The following is a 21,732-nucleotide window of genomic DNA, read 5'->3' on the forward strand; positions in this document are numbered from 1 at the left end:
TCAGCAGCGGTGCCGTTCAGGCCGCCGCGCAGCGAAGCGGAGCGGTGGCATGAGCGGTCACGTTGCGGTGCTCGGTGCCGGTTCCTGGGGCACCGCGTTCGCCAAGATCCTCGCGGACGCGGGGCGGGACGTGACGGTGTGGGCCCGCCGGGCGCCCGTCGCCGAGAGCATCCGGACCGAGCGCCGTAATCCGGAGTACCTGCCCGGCCTGCTGCTCCCGGCCCGTGTCACGGCCACCGCCGACGCCGCCGAGGCGATCACCGGGGCCGAGGTGGTGGTGTTGGCAGTGCCGTCGCAGACCCTGCGCGGCAACCTCGCCGAATGGGCCGGGTACCTGCACCCGGATTCCACCCTGGTGTCGCTGATGAAGGGCATCGAGCTGGGCACCACCAAGCGGATGAGCGAGGTCATCGTGGAGACCGCCGGGGTCGCTGCGGACCGGGTGGTCGTCGTCTCCGGCCCGAACCTGGCCCCGGAGATCGCCGCCGAGCAGCCCGCCGCGACAGTGGTCGCCGGAACGAACAGGGCCCGCGCCACGCTCGTCCAGTCGTCGATCCGGACGCCCTACCTGCGCCCCTACACGAACGACGACGTGATCGGCTGTGAGCTGGGCGGGGCGGTCAAGAACGTGATCGCCCTGTCGTACGGTATCGCCACCGCGATGGGCTTCGGCGACAACACCCGGGCCATGCTGATGACCCGTGGGCTGGCCGAGACGGCCCGACTGGGCGTGGCGCTCGGCGCGGACCCGATCACGTTCGCCGGCCTCGCCGGCATGGGCGACCTGGTCGCGTCCTGCTCGTCGCCGCTGGCCCGCAACCGCACCTTCGGCGAGCATCTGGGCCGGGGTGAGACGCTGGAGCAGGCCCAGACCGCCACCCGGCAGACCGCCGAGGGCGTGAAGAGCTGCCTGGCGATCCGCGACCTGGCCCGGGCGCACGGCGTGGAGATGCCGATCACCGAGCATGTCGAGCGGATCTGCCACGAGGGGATGGACCCGCGGCTCGCCGTGGAGACCCTGATGAGCCGCACCGCCAAACCCGAGTCGTACGAGTGAGGAACCCGATGAGCGAGTGGGGGGACGGCACCCGCTGCGTACGCGCTGGCCTGCCCGAGCCGGCGCCGGGGGACCCGTTCCTGCCCGGGCCGGTCTTCGCCGCGCCGTACCACCTCGACCCGTTCGAGGGTCAAGGCACGTCACCGAACGGCTACGGCCGCCCCGACAACCCGACCCGTCGGCTGTTGGAGGTGGCGGTCGGCGAGCTGGAGGGCGGTGACTGCCGGGTCTTCGCGACCGGTCAGGCGGCCATCACCGGCCTGCTGCTCACCCTGCTTCGGCCGGGGGACACGGTGGTGCTTCCCACCGACGGATACTTCCCGGTCCGGGCGTTCGCCACCGGTGTGCTGGAGGCGATCGGCGTCCGGGTGCTGTTCGCGCCGACCGTCGGGCCGTACCCGTCGTTCGAGGGCGTCCGGCTGGTGCTGGTGGAGACGCCCGCCAACCCGGGCCTCGACGTGGTCGACGTGGCGGCCCTGGCCGAGCGGGCGCACGCCGCCGGCGCGCTGCTCGCTGTGGACAACACCACCGCCACCCCGCTCGGACAACGTCCGCTGGATCTCGGTGCCGACCTGGTGGTCGCCTCCGGGACGAAGGCGCTCACCGGCCACTCCGACCTGCTGCTGGGCTATCTGGCCAGCCGGTCCACCGAGCTGATCGACGCGGTGACGACCTGGCGTACCACCACCGGGGCGGTTCCGGGCGCGTTCGACGCCTGGTTGGCCCACCGGTCACTGGCCACTCTCGACCTGCGGTTGGCGCGGCAGAGCGCGAACGCCGCCGCGGTCGTCGACCTGCTCGCCAACCGGTCGGACGTGACCGGCCTGCGGTGGCCGGGGCGGCCGGACGACAGGGCGTACCCGGTGGCCTCGGCGCAGATGCGCCGGATACCGGGGGTGCTCTCGTTCGACCTGGGCGACGCCGACCGGGTGGGCCGATTCGTCGAGGCCGCCCGGCTGGTGGCGGCGGCGACCTCCTTCGGTGGCCTGCACACCACGGCGGACCGGCGGGCGCAGTGGGGCGACGACACCGCTCCCGGCTTCGTCCGGCTCTCCTGCGGCGCGGAGGACACCGCGGACCTGGTGGCGGACATCGCCGCCGCGCTCGATGTGGCCGGACCGGCTTGACGTCTCCTTCCCCCACCGAGCGGGCCGCTCTCGTGAGTCGGTTGCGGGCCGCCGGTTGCGTCTACGCCGAGGACGAGGCCGAATTGCTGCTGGCCGCCGCGCGCAGCCCGGCGGCGTTGGCCGACCTGACCGACCGTCGGGTGGCGGGCGAGCCGTTGGAGTACCTGCTCGGCTGGGCGGAGTTCTGTGGCCTGCGGATAACGGTCGACGAGGGCGTCTTCGTGCCCCGGGCCCGGACCGCGCTGCTGGTCGAGATGGCTGCCGAGCTGACCGGCGCGGCACCGGCAGTGGTCGACCTGTGCTGCGGCTCCGGGGCCACCACCGTCGCGCTGGCGCACCGGCTCGCGCCGCGCTGGCTGGCCGCCGCCGACATCGATCCGGCGGCCGTGGCGTGTGCGCGTCGCAACGTCGTCGGGTTGGGCGTCGAGGTGTACGAGGGTGACCTCTTCGCGCCGCTGCCCGAGCGGTGGCGGGGTCGGCTGGACCTGGTGGTCGCCAACGCCCCGTACGTGCCGACCGACGCGGTCGCGCTGATGCCGCCGGAGGCGCGGCTGCACGAGGCCCCGGTGGCGCTCGACGGCGGCCCGGACGGGCTCTCCGTGTTGCGCCGGGTAGGTGTCGACGCGGCCGGTTGGCTCGCCCCCGGCGGCCACCTGGTGGTGGAAGCCGGCACCACCCAGATCGAAGCCCTCTGCGACGCGTTCGGCGAAGCCGGCCTGATCCCCACCGTCCACCACGACGAGGACCTGGACGCCACCGCCCTGACCGCCCGACGCTCCGCCTAACCCGAACCCCCGAACCCCCGAACCCCGGAACCCCGGAACCCGACCCCTGGCCCGCGTCGATCATGGAGTTGTGGTGCCTGGTTGATGCAGCTATGCGTTATTTGTCCCCCACCACAACTCCTTGATCGACCCGGGCGGGCTGTCCGTTTTCTGGCCGGGGAGGGGCTGGCGGGGCCGCCCGGGCATGGCGGGGGAGAGGGGTTGGCACTAGCCTCGGCTCACACTCATGACGGCGGGAGGCGGTTTCGGTGGGCAGCGCAGGGGTGCCGGTGGTCGTCGGGCTGGACAACGGCGGCACCAGCAACAACGCCACAGTGCTGACGGCGGACGGCCGTTTCCTGGTGGACGGGCTGTTGGAGATCCCCAGCGAGGTTCGGGCCGGGCCGGAGGCGGCGATCGAGGCGCTGGCCCAGGCGTTGGACGGCGCCCTGGCGCAGACCGGCGTGCCGCGTGACCTGGTCCAGGCGGTCGGGCTGGACACTCCCGGCCCGGCCAGCGCCGACGGCGTCATCTCGTCGCGGGGCTCCACCAACTTCTCTCAGCCGGCCTGGCGAGGCTTCGACGTGCGAGGGGCACTGGAGCGACGGCTCGGGCTGCCGGTGATCTATCACAACGACGGCAACGCGGCAGCGCTCTACGCCCACCACGTCTACTTCGGCGTCGACGCGATGAGCCGCTCGTCGGTGTCCGCGATCGTCGGTACCGGCCTGGGTGGCGGTGTGGTCGAGAGCGGTCGGGTGATCGCCGGTGCGGCCGGGATGGCGGGGGAGTTGGGCCACGTGCACATCCCGCTGAGCGGGTTGCTCGGTCCGGGTCAGCCGGAGCCCACCTGCGCCTGCGGTTTCACCGGAGATGTCGAGAGCATCGCCTCGCTGACCGGCATCGAACGCAACCTGCTGCCGTACTGGCTGACCCGGTACCCCGACCACCCGCTCGCCGCCGAGCCGGTGGCCCGGGCGGCAAAGCTGGTCCGGGGGTACGGCGAGCGCGAGGATGCCCTCGCGCGGGACCTCTTCACCCAGCAGGCGATGGCGCTGGGGCGGCTGTTCACCGTCGCCGCGAACTTCAGCGACCCGCACGCGTACTTCGTCGGCGGCGGAGTGGTGGAGGCGGCACCGGAGTTCCGCGACTGGTTCCTGGCGACGGTCCGCGAGCACACGGTGCTCCGCGAGGAGCAGGCGGCGGTGGCCACCTTCGCCCTGGTGCCGGATCGGGACATGGCCGGCGCCCGAGGCGTCGCGATCGCCGCGCTGGAGGCGCTACGCGCCGCTCCGGAGCCCCGCCCGCTGGTTGCCTGAGCCGGCGCGAGCGTTGTTCCTGGGCCCCGCCCGCTGGTTGCCTGAGCCGGCGCGGGCCTCGGCCCGCACCGGCTCGGCACCTCTGGTCAGCGCTGCGGTGCCGCCTGGACGATGGCGGCCCAGGCGGCACCTCTGGTCAGCGCTGCGGTGCCGCCTGGACGATGGCGGCCCAGGCGGCACCTCTGGTCAGCGCTGCGGTGCCGCCTGCACGATGGCGGCCCAGGCGGCACCTCTGGTCAGCGCTGCGGTGGCGCCTGAGCGAAGGCGGCCCAGGCCGCCGTGGGGAACAGCAGGGCCGGGCCGGCCGGGTCCTTGGAGTCGCGCACGGCAATGAGCCGCGGGATCGCGGCCACCTCCACGCAGGCGCCTTCGTCGCCACTGCGGCTGCTCTTGCGCCAGCGCGCCGCGGCCAAGGCCGCTGTGATCATCGGGGTCATCGGTCCTACCGTCCCTTCAGGACTGACAGGAGCATCTCGCGGCTGTCCGCCGGGCTGAGCGCCACGCTTCGGAGATGCTCCATGATCTTGGTGCAGGTACGCGTCTCGCCGGCGCGGTCGAGGATCATCTGACCCGCGACGGTCTCCACCGACGCGATGATCGGGTCCTCCGGGTCGGCGAACTCGAGAATGTGCAGGGAACCCCGGGTGCCCCGGTGGTAGCCGGCGGAGAGCGGGATCACCTGGACGCTGATGTTCGGCAACTCGGCCATCTTGACCAGGTGCCGTAATTGCCCGTTCATCACCGACTGGTCACCGACCGGCCGTAGCAGTGCGCCCTCGTCGATGATCGCGTCGAGGATGGGCGGCTGGTCGGCGGTGAGCCGCTGTTGTCGGTCGAGCCGAATCTTGACCCGCTGCTCCACCAGGTCGTCGCCGAGGGTGTGCGGCCCGCCGCGCATGACGCCACGGATGTAGTCAGCGGTCTGCAACAGGCCGGGCACCACCGAGGGTTCGAAGTTGGCGATGGCGGTCGCCTCGGCCTCCAGTGCGATGAAGTCGATGGTGCGCGGATCCAGCAGGTAGGAGTACGACACCCACCAGCCGGGCTTGCGGGCGTCCTTGGCGAGCTGCACCGCCGCAGCCACCTCCTCGGCACTCACCCCGTACGACGTGAGCAGGGCACGCACGGTGGCGGGGCTGATCAGGGTCTGGGCGTTCTCGTAGCGGGAGAGGGTGCTGCGGGTGCTGTTGATCTCATCCGCCGCAGTCTCCAGCGTCAGCCCGGCGGCTTCCCGGTGGTGGCGCAGGGCGATGCCGAGCCGGCGGGCGCGGGCGGTCTTGGGGGCCATACATCGATGGTCGCATACATTTGCGGGAACGTCTGCATGAGAGAACGTCTATGGGAGTTGCATTCACGCCTGTACACGTGTCAATCTGTTATGGCGTCCTCACCGCCGGTTGTCGTGGCGACGGTGGTGGTGAGCGACCGGAGGGGATGGGGCGCGCGGCGATCGGGTTTCTCCCCCGTACCCGATCGTCGCGTGCCGCCCCTCCACCCCCGGCCCGCCGGAAGGAGACGACGTGCGAACCCGCCCGGAGCCCCCCGCCGTACCCTCGGGCGGAGTGCGATGACCCGCTTCCTCGTGGTGCTCACCGACGTGCGTCCCGTCGAGGGCGTCAACCGCAACGAGCGGGTCGCGCCGGAACGGCGCCGGCAGGTCGTCGGGGCCAGCAGCCGGGAGGCCGCCGACCGCATCGCCGGAGCGTTCATGGCGCTGGGGATGGTGCGGGCCGGCCGGCAGCGGGTGAAGGTGATCGCGGTCGGCCGTCGGCACTCCCGGGACTGAACAGCCCCAGGTCGGCGGTCCGTGACACTGCCACCGTCCGATTACGCACCGTATATCCTCTCCTGACTGTTTGCCGTGTCGTCCCGTGGCTCGCCGGGTATCGCCTCGCCTCGCGGCCACGCACAGTAAGGTCAACCGGGTGAGCGCCACCGGCGAGCACGACCAGCCGCAGTCGCGTACGAAGAGGTGACCGGAGTGACCACCCCAGGCAAGACCCGCGTGGCGATCGTCTTCGGCGGACGCAGCCCGGAGCACGGCATCTCCTGCGTCAGCGCCGGCAGCGTGTTCGGCGCACTCGACCCGGACGAGTTCGAGGTGGTGCCGGTGGGCATCACCCGGGCCGGCCAGTGGGTGCTGACCAACGGAGACCCCGCCCAGCTCGCGATCAACGCCCGTCAGCTGCCGGAGATCACCGCCGACTCGGGTGACGACATCGTGCTGCGCGCCGACCCCACCGGTAACGGACTGATGGTGCTCGACCCGACCGAGGGCCCCCGGGCGCTGGCCGACGTGGACGTGGTCTTCCCGGTGCTGCACGGCACCTACGGCGAGGACGGCACGATCCAGGGAATGCTGGAGATGGCCGGCATCCCCTACGTCGGGGCGAACGTGTTCGCCTCCGCGGCCGCCATGGACAAGGAGTTCACCAAGAAGCTCTGTGCCGTCGAGGGCATCCCGGTCGGCACGTACGCCGTGCTGCGCAACGGCATGACGCTCAGCGAGCAGGACAAGGAGCGGCTCGGCCTGCCGGTCTTCGTCAAGCCGTCCCGGGCCGGTTCGTCGTTCGGCGTCAGCAAGGTCACCGACTGGGCCGAGCTTGATGCGGCGGTCGCCGCCGCCCGGCAGTTCGACCCCAAGGTCATCATCGAGGCCGCGATCGTCGGCCGCGAGATCGAGTGCGGTGTGCTGGAGGGCGAGGCAGGTGGCACGCCCGAGGCGTCCGTGCTGGCCGAGGTGCGGGTCGTCGCCGACCACGACTTCTACGACTTCGAGGCGAAGTACCTCGACGACTCCTGCGAGTACGACATCCCGGCCAACCTGCCGGAGAAGGTGACCCGCCAGGTGCAGGAGTACGCGGTCCGCGCGTTCACCGCGCTGGACTGCGCCGGTCTCGCCCGGGCCGACTTCTTCGTCACTCCCGAGTTGGACGTCTACCTCAACGAGATCAACACGATGCCCGGCTTCACCCCGACGTCGATGTTCCCGCGGATGTGGGCGGCCTCCGGCCTGGAGTACCCGAAGCTGGTCAACCGGCTGATCCGTACTGCCCAGCGGCGCGGCGTCGGCCTGCACTGAATCGTCCGAACCCCGCCCGCGCCGGCTGACCGGCGCGGGCGGAGTCGGTTCGGGTTCAGCGCTGGCAGCCGGACGGGATCGCGCCGCCGGAGGGCACGCTCGCCACGATCGTGCTGGAGATCGTCGGCAACCACTGCAACGGCTGCTCGTACGAGCGCGGAATGCGCACGGTGATCAGCGTCTCCCGGTCGACAGTGGAGAGGACCGCCGCGTCGGCCTGATCGGCCAGGTGCCAACAGACCCGGTTGACCGTCCAGACCTCGTCGGTGCTGGGAAAGGTCGGCTCGGTGCCGCCGCAGGCCACGGTCAGCGCGGGGTCGCCGTAGGCGGCGTTCTGCTCCGGGCCGGCGGTCACGGGCCGCTGGGCCAGGTCGCGGATGCTCGCCGGAAGCTGCGAGAGCAGGGCCCGGCAGACAGTGGCCGGGCGGGCGGCCAGCGCCGGGGCGGCCATCTCCACCGGGGTGGTGGACTGCACCCGGGCGGTGGTCGCGGAGGGCGTCGGCGCTGCGGCCGGCGCGTTCGGGCTGAGCTTGCTGAAGGCCAGCACGGCCACCAGCAGCGTGATCGGCAGCGCGATCAACGTGGCCAGCAGGGCCGCGCCACGCATGGTCCGATCACGGCCGGCCGGCGCGGCGGCGGCGGGATCGGTCGACTCGCGGTTACCGTCAGCCGGCTCGGACGTCCCGTCGGCCGCGTCGCGCGCCCCGCCGTCGTCCAGAGCCGAGGAGGAGGTCGTCATCTCGTCCACTTACAGCCGCACCACCGAACACGTGAGGGTGCGGGTGATGCCGGGCACCATCTGCACCTTGCTGACGATGAGTTTGCCGAGCTCGTCGACGGTGTTCGCCTCGGTGAGGACGACCACGTCGTACGGCCCGGTGACGGCGTCGACGCGTACCACGCCGGGGATGTCCGCGATGAGACCCGCCACGTCACGTGCGCGGCCGACCTCGGTCTGGATGAGGATGTACGCCTGTACCACGACTCGACCTCCGTCCGTCGCCGCCCGGGAGCGGCCCGAAGGGTGAAACTACCTTACGGACCAGGTCTGATCCCTATCGGTGGTCAAGGAGCAGCGGTGAGCGAGCACGGCGGGGCCGGACAGCACGGGCGGAACGCCCGCGGTGGCGTCGGGGTGTCCGGGATCGGGGAGTTCGGGCTGATCGGGAAGATCACCGCTCGGCTGTCGTACGGGCCGACGACCCTGCTCGGCCCGGGCGACGACGCGGCGGTGGTGGCCGCGCCGGACGGCCGGGTGGCGGCCTCCACCGACGTGCTGGTCGACGGGCGGCACTTCCGGCGGGACTGGTCTTCGGCCCGTGACGTCGGGCACCGGGCGGCAGCCGCCAACCTGGCGGACATCGCGGCGATGGGTGCCACGCCGACCGCCCTGCTGGTCGCTCTCTGCATGCCGGCGGACCTGGACACCGCCTGGGCGGAGGAGTTGGCCGACGGGCTCTCCGCGGAGGCGGCGACGGTCGGCGCGAGCGTCGTCGGCGGGGACATGTCGGCCAGTCCCACGCTGACCGTCGCGGTCACCGCGCTGGGCGACCTGGCGGGCCGTCCGCCCGTGCTGCGCTCGGGCGCCCGACCGGGGGACGTGCTCGCTCTGGCCGGACGCACCGGGTACGCGGCAGCCGGGCTGACAGTGCTGACCCGGGGCTTCCGTACGCCCCGGCTGTTGGTCGAGGCGTACCGGCGGCCGGAGGTGCCCTACCAGGCCGGCCCGCAAGCCGCCCAGCTCGGCGCCACCTCCATGATCGACGTGTCGGACGGACTCCTCGCCGACCTCGGGCACGTCTCGGCGGCCAGCGGGGTGGCGATCGACGTACGCCGCGACGGGTTCGAGGTGCCCCGGCAGATGGCCGACGCGGCGCAGGCACTCGGCGTCGACCCGTACACCTGGATCCTCGCCGGTGGCGACGACCACGCGCTGGCCGCGACCTTCCCCCCGGCGGTGGTCCTGCCGTCGGGCTGGCGGCCGATCGGCCTGGTCACCGACGGTGCCGGCGTGACGGTGGACGGCATCGCCTACGACGGCCCGGCCGGCTGGGACCACTTCCGGTGAGGCCCGCCCGCGGCCGTACCCTGGATACCGTGAGTGAGATCGAGATCCGGGCGATGCGGTTCGACGCACCGGTGGCACAGCACCTGATCCACGCCGCACTGGCCGACCTCGGTGCCCGCTACGGCGGCACCGGCGACGACACCCCGGTGGACGCGGCCGAGTTCGAGCCGCCTGACGGCGCGTTCCTGGTGGCCTACCTGGCCGGCGAGCCGGTCGGCTGCGGTGGCTGGCGCAGCCACGGCGCGGACACCGCGGAGCTGAAGCGGATGTACACGGCCCCGGCGGCACGGGGGCGGGGGGTGGCCCGCGCGGTGCTGGCGGCCGTCGAGCGCTCCGCCCGCGAGCACTGTCGCAAGCGGGTGGTCCTGGAGTGCGGCGACAAGCAGCCCGAGGCGATCGCCATGTACGGCTCCGCCGGGTACGAACGGATCCCGAACTTCGGCTTCTACAAGGACGCGGAGGGCTGCGTCTCCTTCGGCCGTACCCTCTGACCTGCTCGCCGGGCCCGGACTGGCCGGTCTGCCGGGCCCCCGGCGGGGCGGTCTGCCGGGCCTCGGCGGGGCGGTCTGCGGCGTCGTCCGCCCGGGAACACGACAGAGCCGACGGACCCTCGGGGTCCGCCGGCTGAGCCGAACGAAAGGTGGGTGCTACCGCGTCAGGCGCGGGTGACCTTGCCGGCCTTGATGCACGAGGTGCAGACCTTCAACTTCTTGGTGTTGCCGCCACCGGCCGGGGTACGCACCGACTGGATGTTCGGGTTCCAGCGGCGGTTGGTCCGCCGGTGCGAGTGGGACACGTTGTGGCCGAAGCCCGGTCCCTTGCCACAGACGTCGCACACGCTAGCCACGGGATACTCCTGGGATTGATACGTTCATGAGGTCGCCGGCAGGTGCTGCCCGGGCAACCTGGTCAGGTTACCCGATGACTCGCCGACCCGGCCAACCGGCCCGGTCCGGCGCTCGCCCGTGCCCCGGCTCACGCCTGGTCGTGGGCCCGTCCGCCCTACGGTGGGCCGGCCCGGCGGCAAGGGTACCGGAGGCGCTCGTCCCCGCTGCGGCCAGCGCCGCACGGGCCCCGCGAGAGCCTGCGGCCCGCGCCGCCCGGGGCCACCGAGAGCTTGCGGCCCGCGCCGCCCGGGCCCGGCGAGGACACGCCGGACGAGTCCGACGGGTGTCGGTGCGCGCCAGTAGGCTTCTGCCCGTGCTGGACACCCTCGACGCCGCCGCGGTCCGCCGCTGGTGCGCGAGCGGGCTGGCCGCACTGAAGCGTCACCAGGGCGAGATCGACCAGCTCAACGTCTATCCGGTGCCCGACGGCGACACCGGCACCAACCTGGTGCTCACTCTCACCTCGGCGCAGCAGGCCCTCGCCATGGATCTGGACACTCTCCCGCACAGCGGGCCGACAGCGCACGGGCACGCGCTGCGGCTGATGGCCCAGGGCGCGCTGCTCGGCGCGCGGGGCAACTCCGGGGTGATCCTCTCGCAGATCCTGCGTGGTCTCGCCGACCAGGTCGCCGGGGTGCCGGCGGTGCGTGGCCGGGAGTTCGCCGCCGCGCTGCGCTCCGGCACCACCGCTGCGTACACGGCGGTCTCCCGGCCGGTCGAGGGCACCCTGCTCACCGTGATCTCGGCCGCCGCCGCCGCAGCCGAAGGCGCGGACAGCGACGACCTGCCGGCGGTGGCCGGCGTCGCGGCCCGGGCGGCGGCCGAGGCGCTCGCCCGCACCCCGGAGCAGTTGCCGGCCTTGGCCCGCGCGGGTGTGGTCGACGCCGGTGGCCGGGGGCTCTGCGTGCTGCTCGACGCCCTGGTCGAGGTGCTGACCGGGGAGAGCGCCGCCCGGCCCGCACCGGCACCGCGCTCCGCCCGCCCGGCGGCCGCCGTCGCCCGCGAGACCGGTTCGGACGAGTACGCGTACGAGGTGCAGTTCCTGCTCGACGCCCGCGCCGAGGCGGTCGACGGGTTGCGGCGGGCCCTCGACGCCCTGGGAGACTCGCTGGTCGTCGTCGGCGACGGGCGTGAGCCGGAAGGCACCTGGAACGTGCACGTGCACGTCAACGACGTGGGCGCGGCGGTGGAGGCGGGTGTCGCCGCCGGCCGCCCGTACCGCATCTCGGTCACCCGTTTCGCCGACCAGCCGGAGTCGCCCTCCGGCCCGGTGGTGGCCGGCCGGGCCGCGGTGGTGGTGGCCACCGGTGGCGGCATCGCCGACCTGTTCGCCGCGGAGGGCGCGACCGTCGTGCCGGGCAACCCGTCCACCGGTGAGTTGCTGGACGCCGTCCGCGGCACCGGCGCGGCCCGGGTGGTGGTGCTGCCCAACGACGCCAACACCGAGGCGGTGGCGAGCGCCGCCGCCCGCGAGGCCCATCGACACGGCATCAAGGTGAGCGTGGTGCCGACCCGCTCGCCGGTGCAGGCACTGGCGGCGCTCGCGGTCCGCGACGGCGACCGCCGTTTCGAGGACGACGTCATCGCGATGGCCGAGGCGGCTGGCGCCTGCCGGTACGCCGAGGTCTGCCATGCCAGCCGGGAGGCGCTGACCGTGGCCGGCCCGTGCCGTCCCGGTGACGTGCTGGCGCTGGTGGAGGGGGAGGTGCACCTGATCGGCACCGACCTCACCGACACCTGCGCGGCGGTGGTCGACCGGATGCTCGGTGGTGGCGGCGAGATGGTCACCCTGCTGGCCGGGGTGGACGCTCCGGCCGGGCTCACCGACGCCGTCCGCGCGCACGTCGCGCGACGCTGGCCGTTCGTCGAGGTGCACGCGTACCCGGGCGGCCAGCCGTTTTATCCGCTCCTGGTAGGGATCGAATGAGCGAACCAGCCACCGTGGACACTCCGCTGAAGAAGCTGGTCGGGGACAAGACAGCAAAGGCGCTGGCCTCGCACCTCGACCTGCACACCGCGGGTGACCTGGTCTACCACTTCCCGCGTCGCTACGACGAGCGCGGTGAACACACCGACATCCGCTCACTGGACGTCGGTGAGCAGGTCACCGTCATGGCCCAGGTGCAGCGCACCACTGTGCGCCCGATGCGTCAGCGGCGGGGCAACCTGCTGGAGGTGACCGTCGGCGACGGCTCCGGCGGGGTGCTGACGTTGACCTTCTTCGGCAACCAGGCGTGGCGGGAGCGCGAGCTGCGCCCGGGCCGGTGGGGTCTGTTCGCCGGCAAGGTCACCGAGTTTCGCAGCAAACGGCAGCTCAACGGCCCGGAGTACGTCCTGCTCGGTGAGGGTGGCGACGGCGAGGCGGCGCTCAGCGACGACATCGAGGAGTTCGCCGGGGCGCTGATCCCGGTCTACCCGGCCGCCGCGGCCGTACCGACCTGGGTGATCGCGCGCTGCGTACGCGTCGTGCTGGACACGTTCACCCCGCCGGACGATCCACTGCCGAGCGCCGTGCGGGCCAGCCGCAAGCTGGTCGGTCTGGGCGTCGCGCTGACCGAGATCCACCGGCCGTCCAGCAAGGAGGCGCTGCACCAGGCGCGGCGGCGCCTCAAGTGGGACGAGGCTTTCGCCGTCCAGGTGACCCTGGTGCAGCGCAAGCACCGGGCTGCCGACTGGCCGGCCCGGCCCCGCCCGGCGCGCCCGGACGGGCTGTTGGAGGCCTTCGACGCCCGACTCCCGTACGAGCTGACGGCCGGTCAGCGGGAGGTCGGTGTGGAGATCGCTGCTGACCTGGCCACTCCGCATCCCATGCACCGCCTGTTGCAGGGCGAGGTGGGCTCGGGCAAGACGGTGGTGGCGCTACGGGCGATGCTCCAGGTGGTCGACGCGGGTGGGCAGGCCGCGCTGCTGGCACCCACCGAAGTGCTGGCCGCCCAGCACCACCGCGGCATGCTCGACCTGCTCGGGCCGCTCGGGCGGGCCGGTGAGCTGGGCTCCGCCGAGCACGCCACCCGGGTCGAGCTGGTCACCGGCTCGCTCGGCGCGGCGGCCCGCCGCCGGGCGCTCGGCGAGGTGGCCAGCGGTGCCGCCGGCATCGTGCTCGGCACCCACGCCCTGCTCTACGAGGGGGTCGACTTCGCCGACCTCGGCCTGGTGGTGGTCGACGAGCAGCACCGCTTCGGCGTGGAGCAACGCGACGCCCTGCGCGCCAAGGCCGACCAGCCGCCGCACGTGCTGGTGATGACGGCCACCCCGATCCCGCGCACTGTGGCGATGACCGTCTACGGCGACCTTGAGGTGTCCACGCTCTCCCAGCTGCCCCGTGGGCGGTCGCCGATCGCCTCGCACGTGGTGCCGGCCGCCGAGAAGCCCGCCTACCTGGATCGGGCCTGGCGTCGGCTGCGCGAGGAGGTGGCCGCCGGCCACCAGGCGTACGTGGTGTGCCCGCGAATCGGTGATGGGCCGACCAGCGACGAGGAGCCCCCAGCCGAGGACGACAACGGTCGTCGGCCGCCGCTGGCGGTGACCGAGGTGGCCCCGCTGCTGGCCGAGGGCCCGCTGCGGGGCCTGCGGATCGGGGTGCTGCACGGTCGCCTGCCGGCCGACGAGAAGGACGCGGTGATGCGCTCCTTCGCGGCCGGTGACCTGGACGTGCTGGTGGCGACGACAGTGATCGAGGTCGGCGTGGACGTGCCGAACGCGACAGTGATGATCGTGCTGGACGCCGACCGGTTCGGTGTCTCCCAACTGCACCAGTTGCGGGGCCGGGTCGGCCGGGGTGCCGCCGCCGGGCTGTGCCTGCTGGTCAGCGAGGCGGCCGAGGGTTCGTCGGCGCGGGAACGGTTGGACGCGGTGGCGTCCACGAGCGACGGTTTCAAGCTCGCCGAACTGGATCTGGAGCAACGCCGTGAGGGCGACGTGCTGGGTGCCACCCAGTCCGGGCACCGCTCGCACCTGCGGTTGCTGTCCCTGCGGCGCGACGCCGACCTGATCCGCGACGCCCGCGCCGAGGCGATCACCCTGATCGAGGACGACCCGGAGCTGGCTCGCAGCCCGGCACTGGCCGCGTCGGTGGCCGCACTGGTGGACGAGGACCGCGCGGAGTACCTGGAGAAGGGCTGACCACGCAGGCCATCACATGGCTGAGGGCGCGCCGACCGGGTGGTCGACGCGCCCTCAGGTGTCAGAGCGGGTTGGTTCAGGCGGTGAAGCGGACCCGACGACGACGGGCCACCACGAACAGGGCGGCACCGGCGGCCAGCAGCACCACGGCGCCGGCGATGATGCCGCCGGTGGCGGCACCGGTCAGCGGCAGAGCGGGCTCGTCCTTGCCGCCGCCCTGACCCGGGGCGCAGTCGGCCGGCTTCTCCCAGGCGATCGGGCTGGTGTCGTCGAGACCCTCGGCGGTCGGGGTCACGGTCAGACCCTCCTGGGCCGGGAAGGTGACGGTGCCGCTCTTGCCCGGCTCGACGGTCAGCGTCTGGGCCTTGCCCTTGTTCGGGGTGAAGGTGATGGTGATCGTCTTACCGTCGGCCGGGTTGGCGATGTCGAAGATCAGCTCGGTGCAGGTCGACTTGTAGCTGCCGGCCGGCTCGCCGGGCTCGACGCAATTCTCAGCGGCGGCGGGCGTGCCCTCGAAGAGCGGCTTGTCCACGCCGTCGGCGACCACCTTGATGGCGGTGGCGTTCTTGGCCGGCACCTTGACCGACTCGTTCTTGCCGACCTTCACGGTGACGGTCTTGGTGAAGCCGTCGGCACCGGTGATGGTGAACTTCGCCGGGGCGGTGGCGTCCTCGGCGTTCTGAAGCTTGACGACGACGTCGCCGTCACAGTCCGCTGCCACGTTGGCGGTCGGCTTCGGGGTCGCCGGCACCGGCGGCTGCTCCGCGGCGCAGGTGCCGCTGAACTCGATCGACTTCGAGCGCAGCTGGTCGTCCTCGAACTCGTTGTCCCACATGGCCCGCACCGACAGGGTGGCCTTGGTGGTCTTCGCGTCCAGGCGCTGGGTGGCCTTCACGGCCTGGCTGACAGCGAGCGGGTACGTGTCGCCCTCGGTCACCGCGATGCCGTCGATGGCGGCGTCGCTGGCGGTCTCGCCGACGTACGTCTTCGCCGAGACCTCGCTGAACTTGTAGTTGTCCACGCCGCCCGGGGCGTAGCTGTTCACCGTCCAGTTGACGACCCACTCGCCGGTGGCGGTGTCACAGTCGGCCTTGACCTGGATCTCGCTGTGGTGGGCGCTGGCGGGTGCGGCGAACGTCACGACGCCGGCGAGGCCGATCAGCGCGCCCGCGGCGATGGCCGCGGCGCGCCGGAACGGAGACTTGGGAGGGTTCACGCCTGCTCCTGGTGAGGGGGGTACGGATCGCGTGGCGGAAGGCCGGGAGGCATCGTGACCGGGGAGTCACTGCTCACCGGGGCGTCGCGCGACGCGGTGGTGTTCCCGCGGCGAAAGCGGGGACAGGGGGAGACTGTACTGATGGGTGGTTAATGAGGGGAGTTCAGATCATTGCCATCCGGCAATGTAATTGATTCGTGATCTTTGATGTACCGAAGGTGTTGATTTGGTCACTGGGGACGATCCGCCCCGCCCGGGCTCCACGGTGGACGCCGTGCCGTCGGGGCTGCTCAGGTGCCCCCCGTCGTCGCCGGCCGGCCCCTTCTCCGGAGCCGCGCCGTGCTGACCGGGTCCGCGCCGCATCGCGTAGCGTCGCGGGCATGAGCAGGAGGAAGCGGTGACCCGGATCGTGGCCGGGACGCTCGGTGGCCGGCGGATCGCCGCGCCGCCCGGCGCCGGCACCCGACCCACCTCGGACCGGGTCCGGGAGGCGCTGTTCAGTGCGGTCCAGGCCGCTGTCGATCTCGACGGTGCCCGCTTCGCGGACCTGTACGCCGGCTCCGGCGCGGTCGGGCTGGAGGCGCTCTCCCGAGGTGCCCGGCACGTGTTGCTGGTCGAGTCCGACCCGCGGGCGGCCCGGGTGATCCGGGAGAACGTGGCGGCCCTCCGTGCGGGTCCGGCGGCCCGTCTGGTCACCGGCAAGGTGGCGACGGTGCTGGCCGCCGGGCCGGACGACGGGCCCTACGACGTGGTCTTCGCCGATCCGCCGTACGCAGTGCCGGACGAGGAGATCACCGCGCTGTTGGCCGCGCTGGTCGACGGCGGCTGGCTGGCGCCCGACGCGTTGGTGGTGGTGGAGCGGTCCCGCCGCACCAGGGAGTTCGACTGGGTGGAGGGGATCACCGCCGAGCGCAGTCGCCGTTACGGCGAGACCACCCTTTGGTACGGTCGCCGATCATGAGACGTGCGGTGTGCCCCGGTTCGTTCGATCCGGTCACCAACGGACACCTCGACATCATCGGGCGGGCCAGTCGGCTCTTCGACGAGGTGATCGTCGGTGTGCTGGTGAATCAGTCGAAGAGTGGCCTGTTCACCGTCGAGGAGCGCATCGAGATGCTCCGCGAGGTGACCTCGTCGTACGGCAACGTGCGGGTCGAGTCGTTCCGAGGGCTGCTGGTGGACTTCTGCCGGGCGCAGCAGGCCAGTGTGCTGATCAAGGGCCTGCGGGCGGTCAGCGACTTCGACTACGAGTTGCAGATGGCCCAGATGAACATCGGTCTGGCCGGCGTCGAGACGCTCTTCATGCCGACCAACCCGCTCTACTCGTTCCTCTCGTCGAGCCTGGTGAAGGACGTGGCCAAGTGGGGTGGCGACATCTCCGCCCACGTCCCCGACCCGGTCCGCGAAGCCCTCCAGGCCCGCCTGGGCCCCCGCCGCTGAACGGGCTCTGGCCCCATTCCACCTCCGCGATCTTGCACTTACGGTGCCCGCATCGCCTGTTTCGGCATGGTTCGACGTGACCGAAAGTGCAAGATCGGCGCGGTGGGAGCTGCGGGTGACTATGTCGCGACTCGCCGGGTTGGGGTGAGTGGGGCGGCGGCGGGGCCGGCACGACATGATTGGTGGCGCGGGGAACGGCCGTAGCCCGCATCATGGAGGTCGGCCGACGAACGACAGGAGTGAGGTAGCCGGTGGACCCGCTCGATCGCATCGAAGAACTGATCGCCATCCTGGAGCAGGCCCGCTCCGTCCCGATGTCGCGCAACAACTGCATGGTCGACCGGGGTGAGATGATCGCTGCCCTCGATGAGATGCGTGCCGATCTCCCCGCCGACCTGCGTCGCGCCGCCGCGCTCCTGGAGGAGCGGGACAAGATCATGGACGCCGGCAAGCGCGAGGCGGACCGGATCATCAGCGAGGGTGAGGCAGAACACGCCCGCCTGGTCTCGGTGAACGAGATCACCGTGTCGGCCGAGCACGAGGGCGCCCGGATCATCGGCGAGGCCCGCGCCGAGGCGCAACGCCTGCGTGAGGAGGTCGACGACTACGTCGACACCGCGCTGGCCAACTTCGAGCAGTTCCTCACCCGGGCGCTGGCCTCGATAGAGCGCGGCCGGGACAAGATGCACGCGCTGCGGGAGATCGGCACCTTCGCTGGGGATGAGGCGGAACGCCCGCTACCCTTCTGAGCGGCACCTCACCAGCCGACTTCTCAGGCGGGCGTCGCCCCCGGTTCGACGGTCGGGCGGTCGTCCAGGTAACCTTTTTTGTCGGCCTCTCACCGGCCGGAGTCTAACTATGCCCAAGCACTCGCCATCGACACTCAACCCCAAGGCGCCGCTGGTCCTCGACACGAGGGACCTGCCGCGTCGCCCTGGCGCGTTGCGTGAGGTCCAGCGGGTCGTGCCGGCACCGGCGGACCTCGGTGTGGAGTTGATCGGCGTGCCGGCGGGCGCGGACCTCGACCTCGATCTGAGGTTGCAGTCGGTGTCCGAGGGCGTGCTCGTCTCCGGGACCATCACCGGTCCCGTCCGGGGCGAGTGCGGCCGTTGCCTGCGCGAGATCAACGACTCGATGGGCGTGACGATCCAGGAGCTGTACGCGTACGAGGACAGCACCACGGACGCCACGACCGACGAGGACGAGGTGGGCCGGATGCAGGGCGATCTGATCGACCTGGAGCCGGCGCTGCGGGACGCGTTGGTGCTCACGCTGCCGACCAACCCGCTCTGCCGGGAGGACTGCCCAGGACTGTGCCCTGAATGCGGGGCGCACTGGGACGATCTGCCGGCCGACCACAGTCACCAGCAGATCGACCCGCGTTGGGCGGGCCTGTCGCAACTGACCGTTACAGAGGAGTAAGAACCGTGGCCGTCCCGAAGCGCAAGATGTCGCGCAGCAACACCCGGTCCCGCCGGGCGAACTGGAAGGCGACAGTGGTCGCGACCGTCGCGTGCCCGCAGTGCAAGTCCCCGAAGCTGCCGCACGCCGCCTGCTCCGTCTGCGGCACCTACAACGGCCGCCAGGTTCTCGAGGTCTGACCTGGACGCCGAGTGACGCCCCCGACCCCAGGTCGGGCGGCGCGCGCATCCTGGCATTCGCCCGGTGCCCCGGCTCCCTCCGACGCCGGCCGGCCCAGTCCGGCCGGCGTTCCGGTGGAGCCGGGCGCCGCGCGGATCGCCGTTGACCTCCTCGGCGGGGACGACGCTCCCGCCGTCGTGGTTGACGGCGCTCTGCGGGCCATGCGCGCCGACCCCGACCTGCATCTGCTTCTCGTCGGTCCGACCGAGGTCGCCGACGAGCTGATTGCTGCCCTCGATCCCGCGCAACGCGCCCGGATCACGGTGCGGCCCGTTCGCGATGTCGTCGGCATGGCCGACCATCCCAGCGCCGCCCGCGCCGAGAGCACCGTCCGGGCCGCGGTCACCGCCGTCCGGGACGGGACCGCCGACGCCCTGGTCTCCGCCGGTGCCACCGGCGCCACCGTCACCGCGGCCGTACTCGGCCTCGGCCGTTCGCCGGAGATCCGCCAGCCCGCGCTGGCCGCCACCCTGCCCGCCGTGGCGGGGCCGGTCGTGTTGCTCGACGTCGGCGGCTCCCTGGAACCCCGCCCGGCCACCCTCGCCCGCCACGCCGTGCTCGGCGCCGCCTACGCGGCGGTGGCCCACTCGATCGCCGCGCCCCGGGTCGGACTGCTCTCGGTCGGCACCGAGGCCGGCAAGGGCGACCGGGTCCGCCGCGCCACCGACCCCCTGCTCGCCGTCGAACCGCTGCCCGGCGGGGCGCGCTACGTCGGCCTGGTCGAGGGGTACGACGTGGCCCTCGGCGCGCGCGCCGATGTGGTCGTCACCGACGGCTTCACCGGTAACGTGCTGCTCAAGGCCATCGAGGGCGCGTACGCGATGGCCGGCGGCCCACCTGCCCAGGGCGGCGCGCCCCGCGCGGCGGCCCTGCTGGGCGTCGCGGGGACGGTGGTCGTCTGTCACGGGTCCGCCCGCGCCGACGACGTCGCCTCCGGCATAGCTCTCGCCGCCCACCTGTGGCGGCGGCGCGCCACCGATCTGGTCACCGCGTTGCTCGACCGCGACGCCGCGACCGGTCGCACCGACCGCTCCACCGACACCGAGGTACGCACATGAGCAACGACAAGCGGCGGCGGGCGTCCGTCGGTCACCTGGAAGCCGCCTTCGGAGTGAGCCTGGAACCCGAGCTGCTCCAGCGCGCGTTGACCCACCGGTCGTACGCGTACGAGAACGGCGGGCTGCCGACCAACGAGCGGCTGGAGTTCCTCGGCGACTCGGTGCTCGGCGTGGTGATCACCACGGCGCTGTTCCACAATCACCCGGACCTCCCCGAGGGACAGCTGGCCAAGCTGCGGGCCAGCGTGGTCAACATGCGGGCGCTCGCCGACGTGGCCCGCGGTCTGGGCCCGGACGGGCTCGGCGCGTACCTGCTGCTCGGCAAGGGTGAGGAGACGACCGGTGGCCGGGACAAGGCGAGCATCCTCGCCGACACGCTGGAGGCGCTGCTCGGCGCGATCTACCTCCAGTACGGCCTGGACACCACGGGGATCGTCATCCACCGGCTCTTCGACCCGCTGATGGCCGAGTCGGCCGGTCGTGGGGCCGCACTGGACTGGAAGACCAGTCTCCAGGAGCTGACGGCGGCGCTCGGTCTCGGCGTACCGGAGTACCGGATCGAGGGCACCGGCCCGGACCACCTCAAGACGTTCACCGCCTGGGTGGTGGTTGCCGGCAACCGGTACGGCGGCGCGGAGGGACGCAGCAAGAAGGAGGCCGAGCAGCGGGCCGCCGAGGCCGCCTGGCGGACGCTCGCCGAGCAGAACGGCCAGAACGGCGACGGCGGCCAGGGTGGTCAGAACGGCGACGGCGGCCAGAACGGCGACGGCGGTCAGGGTGGTCGGGTCGGCGACGATCGTCAGGACCAGCCGGTCGACCGGGACGACTCGGCCGACCGCGGCGTGCCGTTCGGGCCGCTGGAGAGCGCCGAGCGGGCGGCGCAGGCCGAGCAGGCCGACCACCTGGCTCAGGCGCTGCCGGCCGGGGGCGCCGACGGCCACGAGACGGGTCGCCCGCGTGCCTGAGCTGCCCGAGGTGGAGACCGTCCGGCAGGGGGTGGCCCAGTGGGTCGTCGGCCGCCGGATCGCCTCGGTCGAGGTTCGTCATCCGCGTGCGGTCCGCCGGCACGCTCCCGGCGACGTGCACTTCGCCGACGTGCTCGCCGGCCGGACGGTGCTGGACGCCCGCCGTCGCGGCAAGTACCTGTGGCTGCCGCTGGACAGCGGAGACGCGATCGTCGGGCACCTCGGCATGTCGGGTCAGCTGCTGCTCCAGCCACCCGGGACGACGGACGAGACCCACCTTCGGGTCCGGTTCCGGTTCAGCGACGACGGCCCGGAGCTGCGCTTCGTCGACCAGCGCACGTTCGGCGGCCTTTCGGTGAGCGAGGGCGGCGCCGAGTTGCCCGACGAGATCGCGCACATCGCCCGCGACCCGATGGACCCGGAGTTCTCCGACGAGGCGTTCGTCGCGGCGCTGCGTCGCCGGCACACCGAGGTGAAGCGCGCGCTGCTCGACCAGACCCTGATCTCCGGGGTGGGCAACATCTACGCCGACGAGGCGCTCTGGCGCGCCAAGCTGCACGGCGGCCGACCCACCGACGCGTTGACCGGCCCGGCCGCGCAGCGTCTGCTCGGCCACGTCCGCGACGTGCTGGCCGAGGCGATCAGCGAGGGCGGCACCAGCTTCGACGCCCTCTACGTGAACGTCAACGGCGAGAGTGGCTACTTCGACCGGGCGCTCAACGCCTACGGCCGCGAGGGCGAGCCATGCCGTCGGTGTGGCGCGCCGATCCGCCGCGAGGCGTTCATGAACCGGTCCTCGTACAGTTGCCCGCACTGTCAGCCACGGCCCCGGGGCTCCCTTCGGGGATGACCCGGAGCCGGCTCGGGGCGATGCCGGCGGGTCGCGGCCTGTCGCTCGGGGCAGGCCCCCGGTGTACGTCCGAATCGCGGGCCGATGTCCGGCGAACGCACCCCCGCGCCCGGTCCGCTGGTTCCAGGGTGGATCC

23 protein-coding genes and 1 pseudogene are annotated in these 21,732 nt (G+C 72.5%); 18 read left to right on the forward strand and 6 right to left on the reverse strand.

Annotated elements, in window-relative coordinates:
• Positions 1-49 precede the first annotated feature (49 nt).
• From ACFYPG_RS26285 to ACFYPG_RS26300, 4 genes are all read left to right on the forward strand, one after another.
• On the forward strand, positions 50-1,057 hold the full coding sequence (locus ACFYPG_RS26285) for an NAD(P)H-dependent glycerol-3-phosphate dehydrogenase (RefSeq protein WP_387354192.1): 1,008 nt from the start codon (positions 50-52) through the stop codon (positions 1,055-1,057).
• An 8-nt stretch (positions 1,058-1,065) separates the two neighbouring features.
• Positions 1,066-2,184, forward strand: coding sequence for a cystathionine gamma-lyase (locus ACFYPG_RS26290; protein WP_387354193.1), 1,119 nt, complete (start codon positions 1,066-1,068; stop codon positions 2,182-2,184).
• Positions 2,181-2,969 carry a putative protein N(5)-glutamine methyltransferase gene (locus tag ACFYPG_RS26295; RefSeq protein WP_387354194.1) on the forward strand — a complete coding sequence of 263 codons (789 nt, stop codon included), beginning with the start codon at positions 2,181-2,183 and terminating at the stop codon, positions 2,967-2,969. The genes ACFYPG_RS26290 and ACFYPG_RS26295 overlap by 4 nt, the downstream gene beginning before the upstream one ends.
• A 248-nt stretch (positions 2,970-3,217) precedes the next feature.
• A complete protein-coding gene (locus tag ACFYPG_RS26300; RefSeq protein ID WP_387354195.1) occupies positions 3,218-4,267 on the forward strand; it encodes an ROK family protein in 1,050 nt (349 codons plus the stop codon).
• 236 nt (positions 4,268-4,503) lie between these two features.
• Here ACFYPG_RS26300 and ACFYPG_RS26305 read toward each other — a convergent pair whose 3' ends face one another.
• Positions 4,504-4,704, reverse strand: coding sequence for a DUF397 domain-containing protein (locus tag ACFYPG_RS26305; protein WP_355005274.1), 201 nt, complete (start codon positions 4,702-4,704; stop codon positions 4,504-4,506).
• Between the two features lie 5 nt (positions 4,705-4,709).
• Positions 4,710-5,555 carry a helix-turn-helix transcriptional regulator gene (locus ACFYPG_RS26310; protein WP_091393087.1) on the reverse strand — a complete coding sequence of 282 codons (846 nt, stop codon included), beginning with the start codon at positions 5,553-5,555 and terminating at the stop codon, positions 4,710-4,712.
• Positions 5,556-5,834: 279 nt separating this feature from the next.
• Here ACFYPG_RS26310 and ACFYPG_RS26315 point away from each other — a divergent pair, with 279 nt between their 5' ends.
• Complete coding sequence (locus ACFYPG_RS26315; protein ID WP_030335309.1) at positions 5,835-6,053, forward strand: hypothetical protein; 219 nt, start codon at positions 5,835-5,837, stop codon at positions 6,051-6,053.
• A gap of 195 nt (positions 6,054-6,248) precedes the next feature.
• Positions 6,249-7,349: a D-alanine--D-alanine ligase family protein gene (locus tag ACFYPG_RS26320; protein ID WP_091393084.1), complete on the forward strand. Its 1,101-nt coding sequence runs from the start codon at positions 6,249-6,251 to the stop codon at positions 7,347-7,349.
• Positions 7,350-7,404: 55 nt separating this feature from the next.
• Here ACFYPG_RS26320 and ACFYPG_RS26325 read toward each other — a convergent pair whose 3' ends face one another.
• A complete protein-coding gene (locus ACFYPG_RS26325) occupies positions 7,405-8,088 on the reverse strand; it encodes a DUF3515 family protein (RefSeq protein ID WP_387354196.1) in 684 nt (227 codons plus the stop codon).
• Between the two features lie 9 nt (positions 8,089-8,097).
• Positions 8,098-8,331, reverse strand: a complete 234-nt coding sequence (locus tag ACFYPG_RS26330) for an Lrp/AsnC ligand binding domain-containing protein (RefSeq protein WP_030487446.1) — start codon at positions 8,329-8,331, stop codon at positions 8,098-8,100.
• 96 nt (positions 8,332-8,427) lie between these two features.
• Between ACFYPG_RS26330 and ACFYPG_RS26335 the strand changes: the two genes are divergently transcribed.
• Positions 8,428-9,417, forward strand: a complete 990-nt coding sequence (locus ACFYPG_RS26335) for a thiamine-phosphate kinase (RefSeq protein ID WP_387354197.1) — start codon at positions 8,428-8,430, stop codon at positions 9,415-9,417.
• Positions 9,418-9,470: 53 nt separating this feature from the next.
• Positions 9,471-9,908 carry a GNAT family N-acetyltransferase gene (locus ACFYPG_RS26340; RefSeq protein WP_387354248.1) on the forward strand — a complete coding sequence of 146 codons (438 nt, stop codon included), beginning with the start codon at positions 9,471-9,473 and terminating at the stop codon, positions 9,906-9,908.
• 164 nt (positions 9,909-10,072) lie between these two features.
• Here ACFYPG_RS26340 and rpmB read toward each other — a convergent pair whose 3' ends face one another.
• Positions 10,073-10,264, reverse strand: coding sequence for a 50S ribosomal protein L28 (rpmB, locus tag ACFYPG_RS26345; protein ID WP_011905179.1), 192 nt, complete (start codon positions 10,262-10,264; stop codon positions 10,073-10,075).
• Between the two features lie 353 nt (positions 10,265-10,617).
• Here rpmB and ACFYPG_RS26350 point away from each other — a divergent pair, with 353 nt between their 5' ends.
• The gene (locus ACFYPG_RS26350; protein ID WP_387354198.1) at positions 10,618-12,231 is read left to right on the forward strand and encodes a DAK2 domain-containing protein; all 1,614 of its coding nucleotides are present in this window, start codon (positions 10,618-10,620) and stop codon (positions 12,229-12,231) included.
• On the forward strand, positions 12,228-14,426 hold the full coding sequence (gene recG, locus ACFYPG_RS26355) for an ATP-dependent DNA helicase RecG (protein ID WP_387354199.1): 2,199 nt from the start codon (positions 12,228-12,230) through the stop codon (positions 14,424-14,426). The genes ACFYPG_RS26350 and recG overlap by 4 nt, the downstream gene beginning before the upstream one ends.
• 76 nt (positions 14,427-14,502) lie before the next feature.
• Here the strand turns inward: recG and ACFYPG_RS26360 are convergent, their stop codons facing one another.
• On the reverse strand, positions 14,503-15,642 hold the full coding sequence (locus ACFYPG_RS26360) for an LPXTG cell wall anchor domain-containing protein (RefSeq protein WP_355005269.1): 1,140 nt from the start codon (positions 15,640-15,642) through the stop codon (positions 14,503-14,505).
• Between the two features lie 397 nt (positions 15,643-16,039).
• On the opposite strand from ACFYPG_RS26360, the gene rsmD reads away from it, so the two are divergent.
• The 8 genes and pseudogenes from rsmD to mutM all read left to right on the forward strand — a co-directional run bounded on the left by rsmD (position 16,040) and on the right by mutM (position 21,596).
• Positions 16,040-16,603: a 16S rRNA (guanine(966)-N(2))-methyltransferase RsmD gene (gene rsmD, locus ACFYPG_RS26365; RefSeq protein WP_355005268.1), complete on the forward strand. Its 564-nt coding sequence runs from the start codon at positions 16,040-16,042 to the stop codon at positions 16,601-16,603.
• Positions 16,600-17,082 carry a pantetheine-phosphate adenylyltransferase gene (gene coaD, locus ACFYPG_RS26370; protein WP_030335289.1) on the forward strand — a complete coding sequence of 161 codons (483 nt, stop codon included), beginning with the start codon at positions 16,600-16,602 and terminating at the stop codon, positions 17,080-17,082. The genes rsmD and coaD overlap by 4 nt, the downstream gene beginning before the upstream one ends.
• A 251-nt stretch (positions 17,083-17,333) precedes the next feature.
• Positions 17,334-17,831, forward strand: coding sequence for a hypothetical protein (locus ACFYPG_RS26375; RefSeq protein ID WP_355005267.1), 498 nt, complete (start codon positions 17,334-17,336; stop codon positions 17,829-17,831).
• Between the two features lie 109 nt (positions 17,832-17,940).
• Complete coding sequence (locus tag ACFYPG_RS26380; protein ID WP_355005266.1) at positions 17,941-18,504, forward strand: YceD family protein; 564 nt, start codon at positions 17,941-17,943, stop codon at positions 18,502-18,504.
• Positions 18,505-18,509: 5 nt separating this feature from the next.
• Positions 18,510-18,683 (forward strand): 50S ribosomal protein L32, encoded by a 174-nt coding sequence (gene rpmF, locus ACFYPG_RS26385; protein ID WP_030335284.1) that lies wholly within the window; start codon positions 18,510-18,512, stop codon positions 18,681-18,683.
• A 114-nt stretch (positions 18,684-18,797) separates the two neighbouring features.
• Positions 18,798-19,781, forward strand: a complete 984-nt coding sequence (locus ACFYPG_RS26390) for a phosphate acyltransferase PlsX (RefSeq protein WP_355005265.1) — start codon at positions 18,798-18,800, stop codon at positions 19,779-19,781.
• Positions 19,778-20,527, forward strand: a pseudogene (gene rnc, locus ACFYPG_RS26395) (ribonuclease III); the annotation flags it as partial. The gene ACFYPG_RS26390 and the pseudogene rnc, both read left to right, overlap by 4 nt.
• A gap of 211 nt (positions 20,528-20,738) precedes the next feature.
• Positions 20,739-21,596, forward strand: coding sequence for a bifunctional DNA-formamidopyrimidine glycosylase/DNA-(apurinic or apyrimidinic site) lyase (gene mutM / locus ACFYPG_RS26400; protein ID WP_112582008.1), 858 nt, complete (start codon positions 20,739-20,741; stop codon positions 21,594-21,596).
• Positions 21,597-21,732: the final 136 nt, after the last annotated feature.

The organism is Micromonospora sp. NPDC005553 (genome assembly GCF_042871765.1).
GTDB lineage: Bacteria > Actinomycetota > Actinomycetes > Mycobacteriales > Micromonosporaceae > Micromonospora.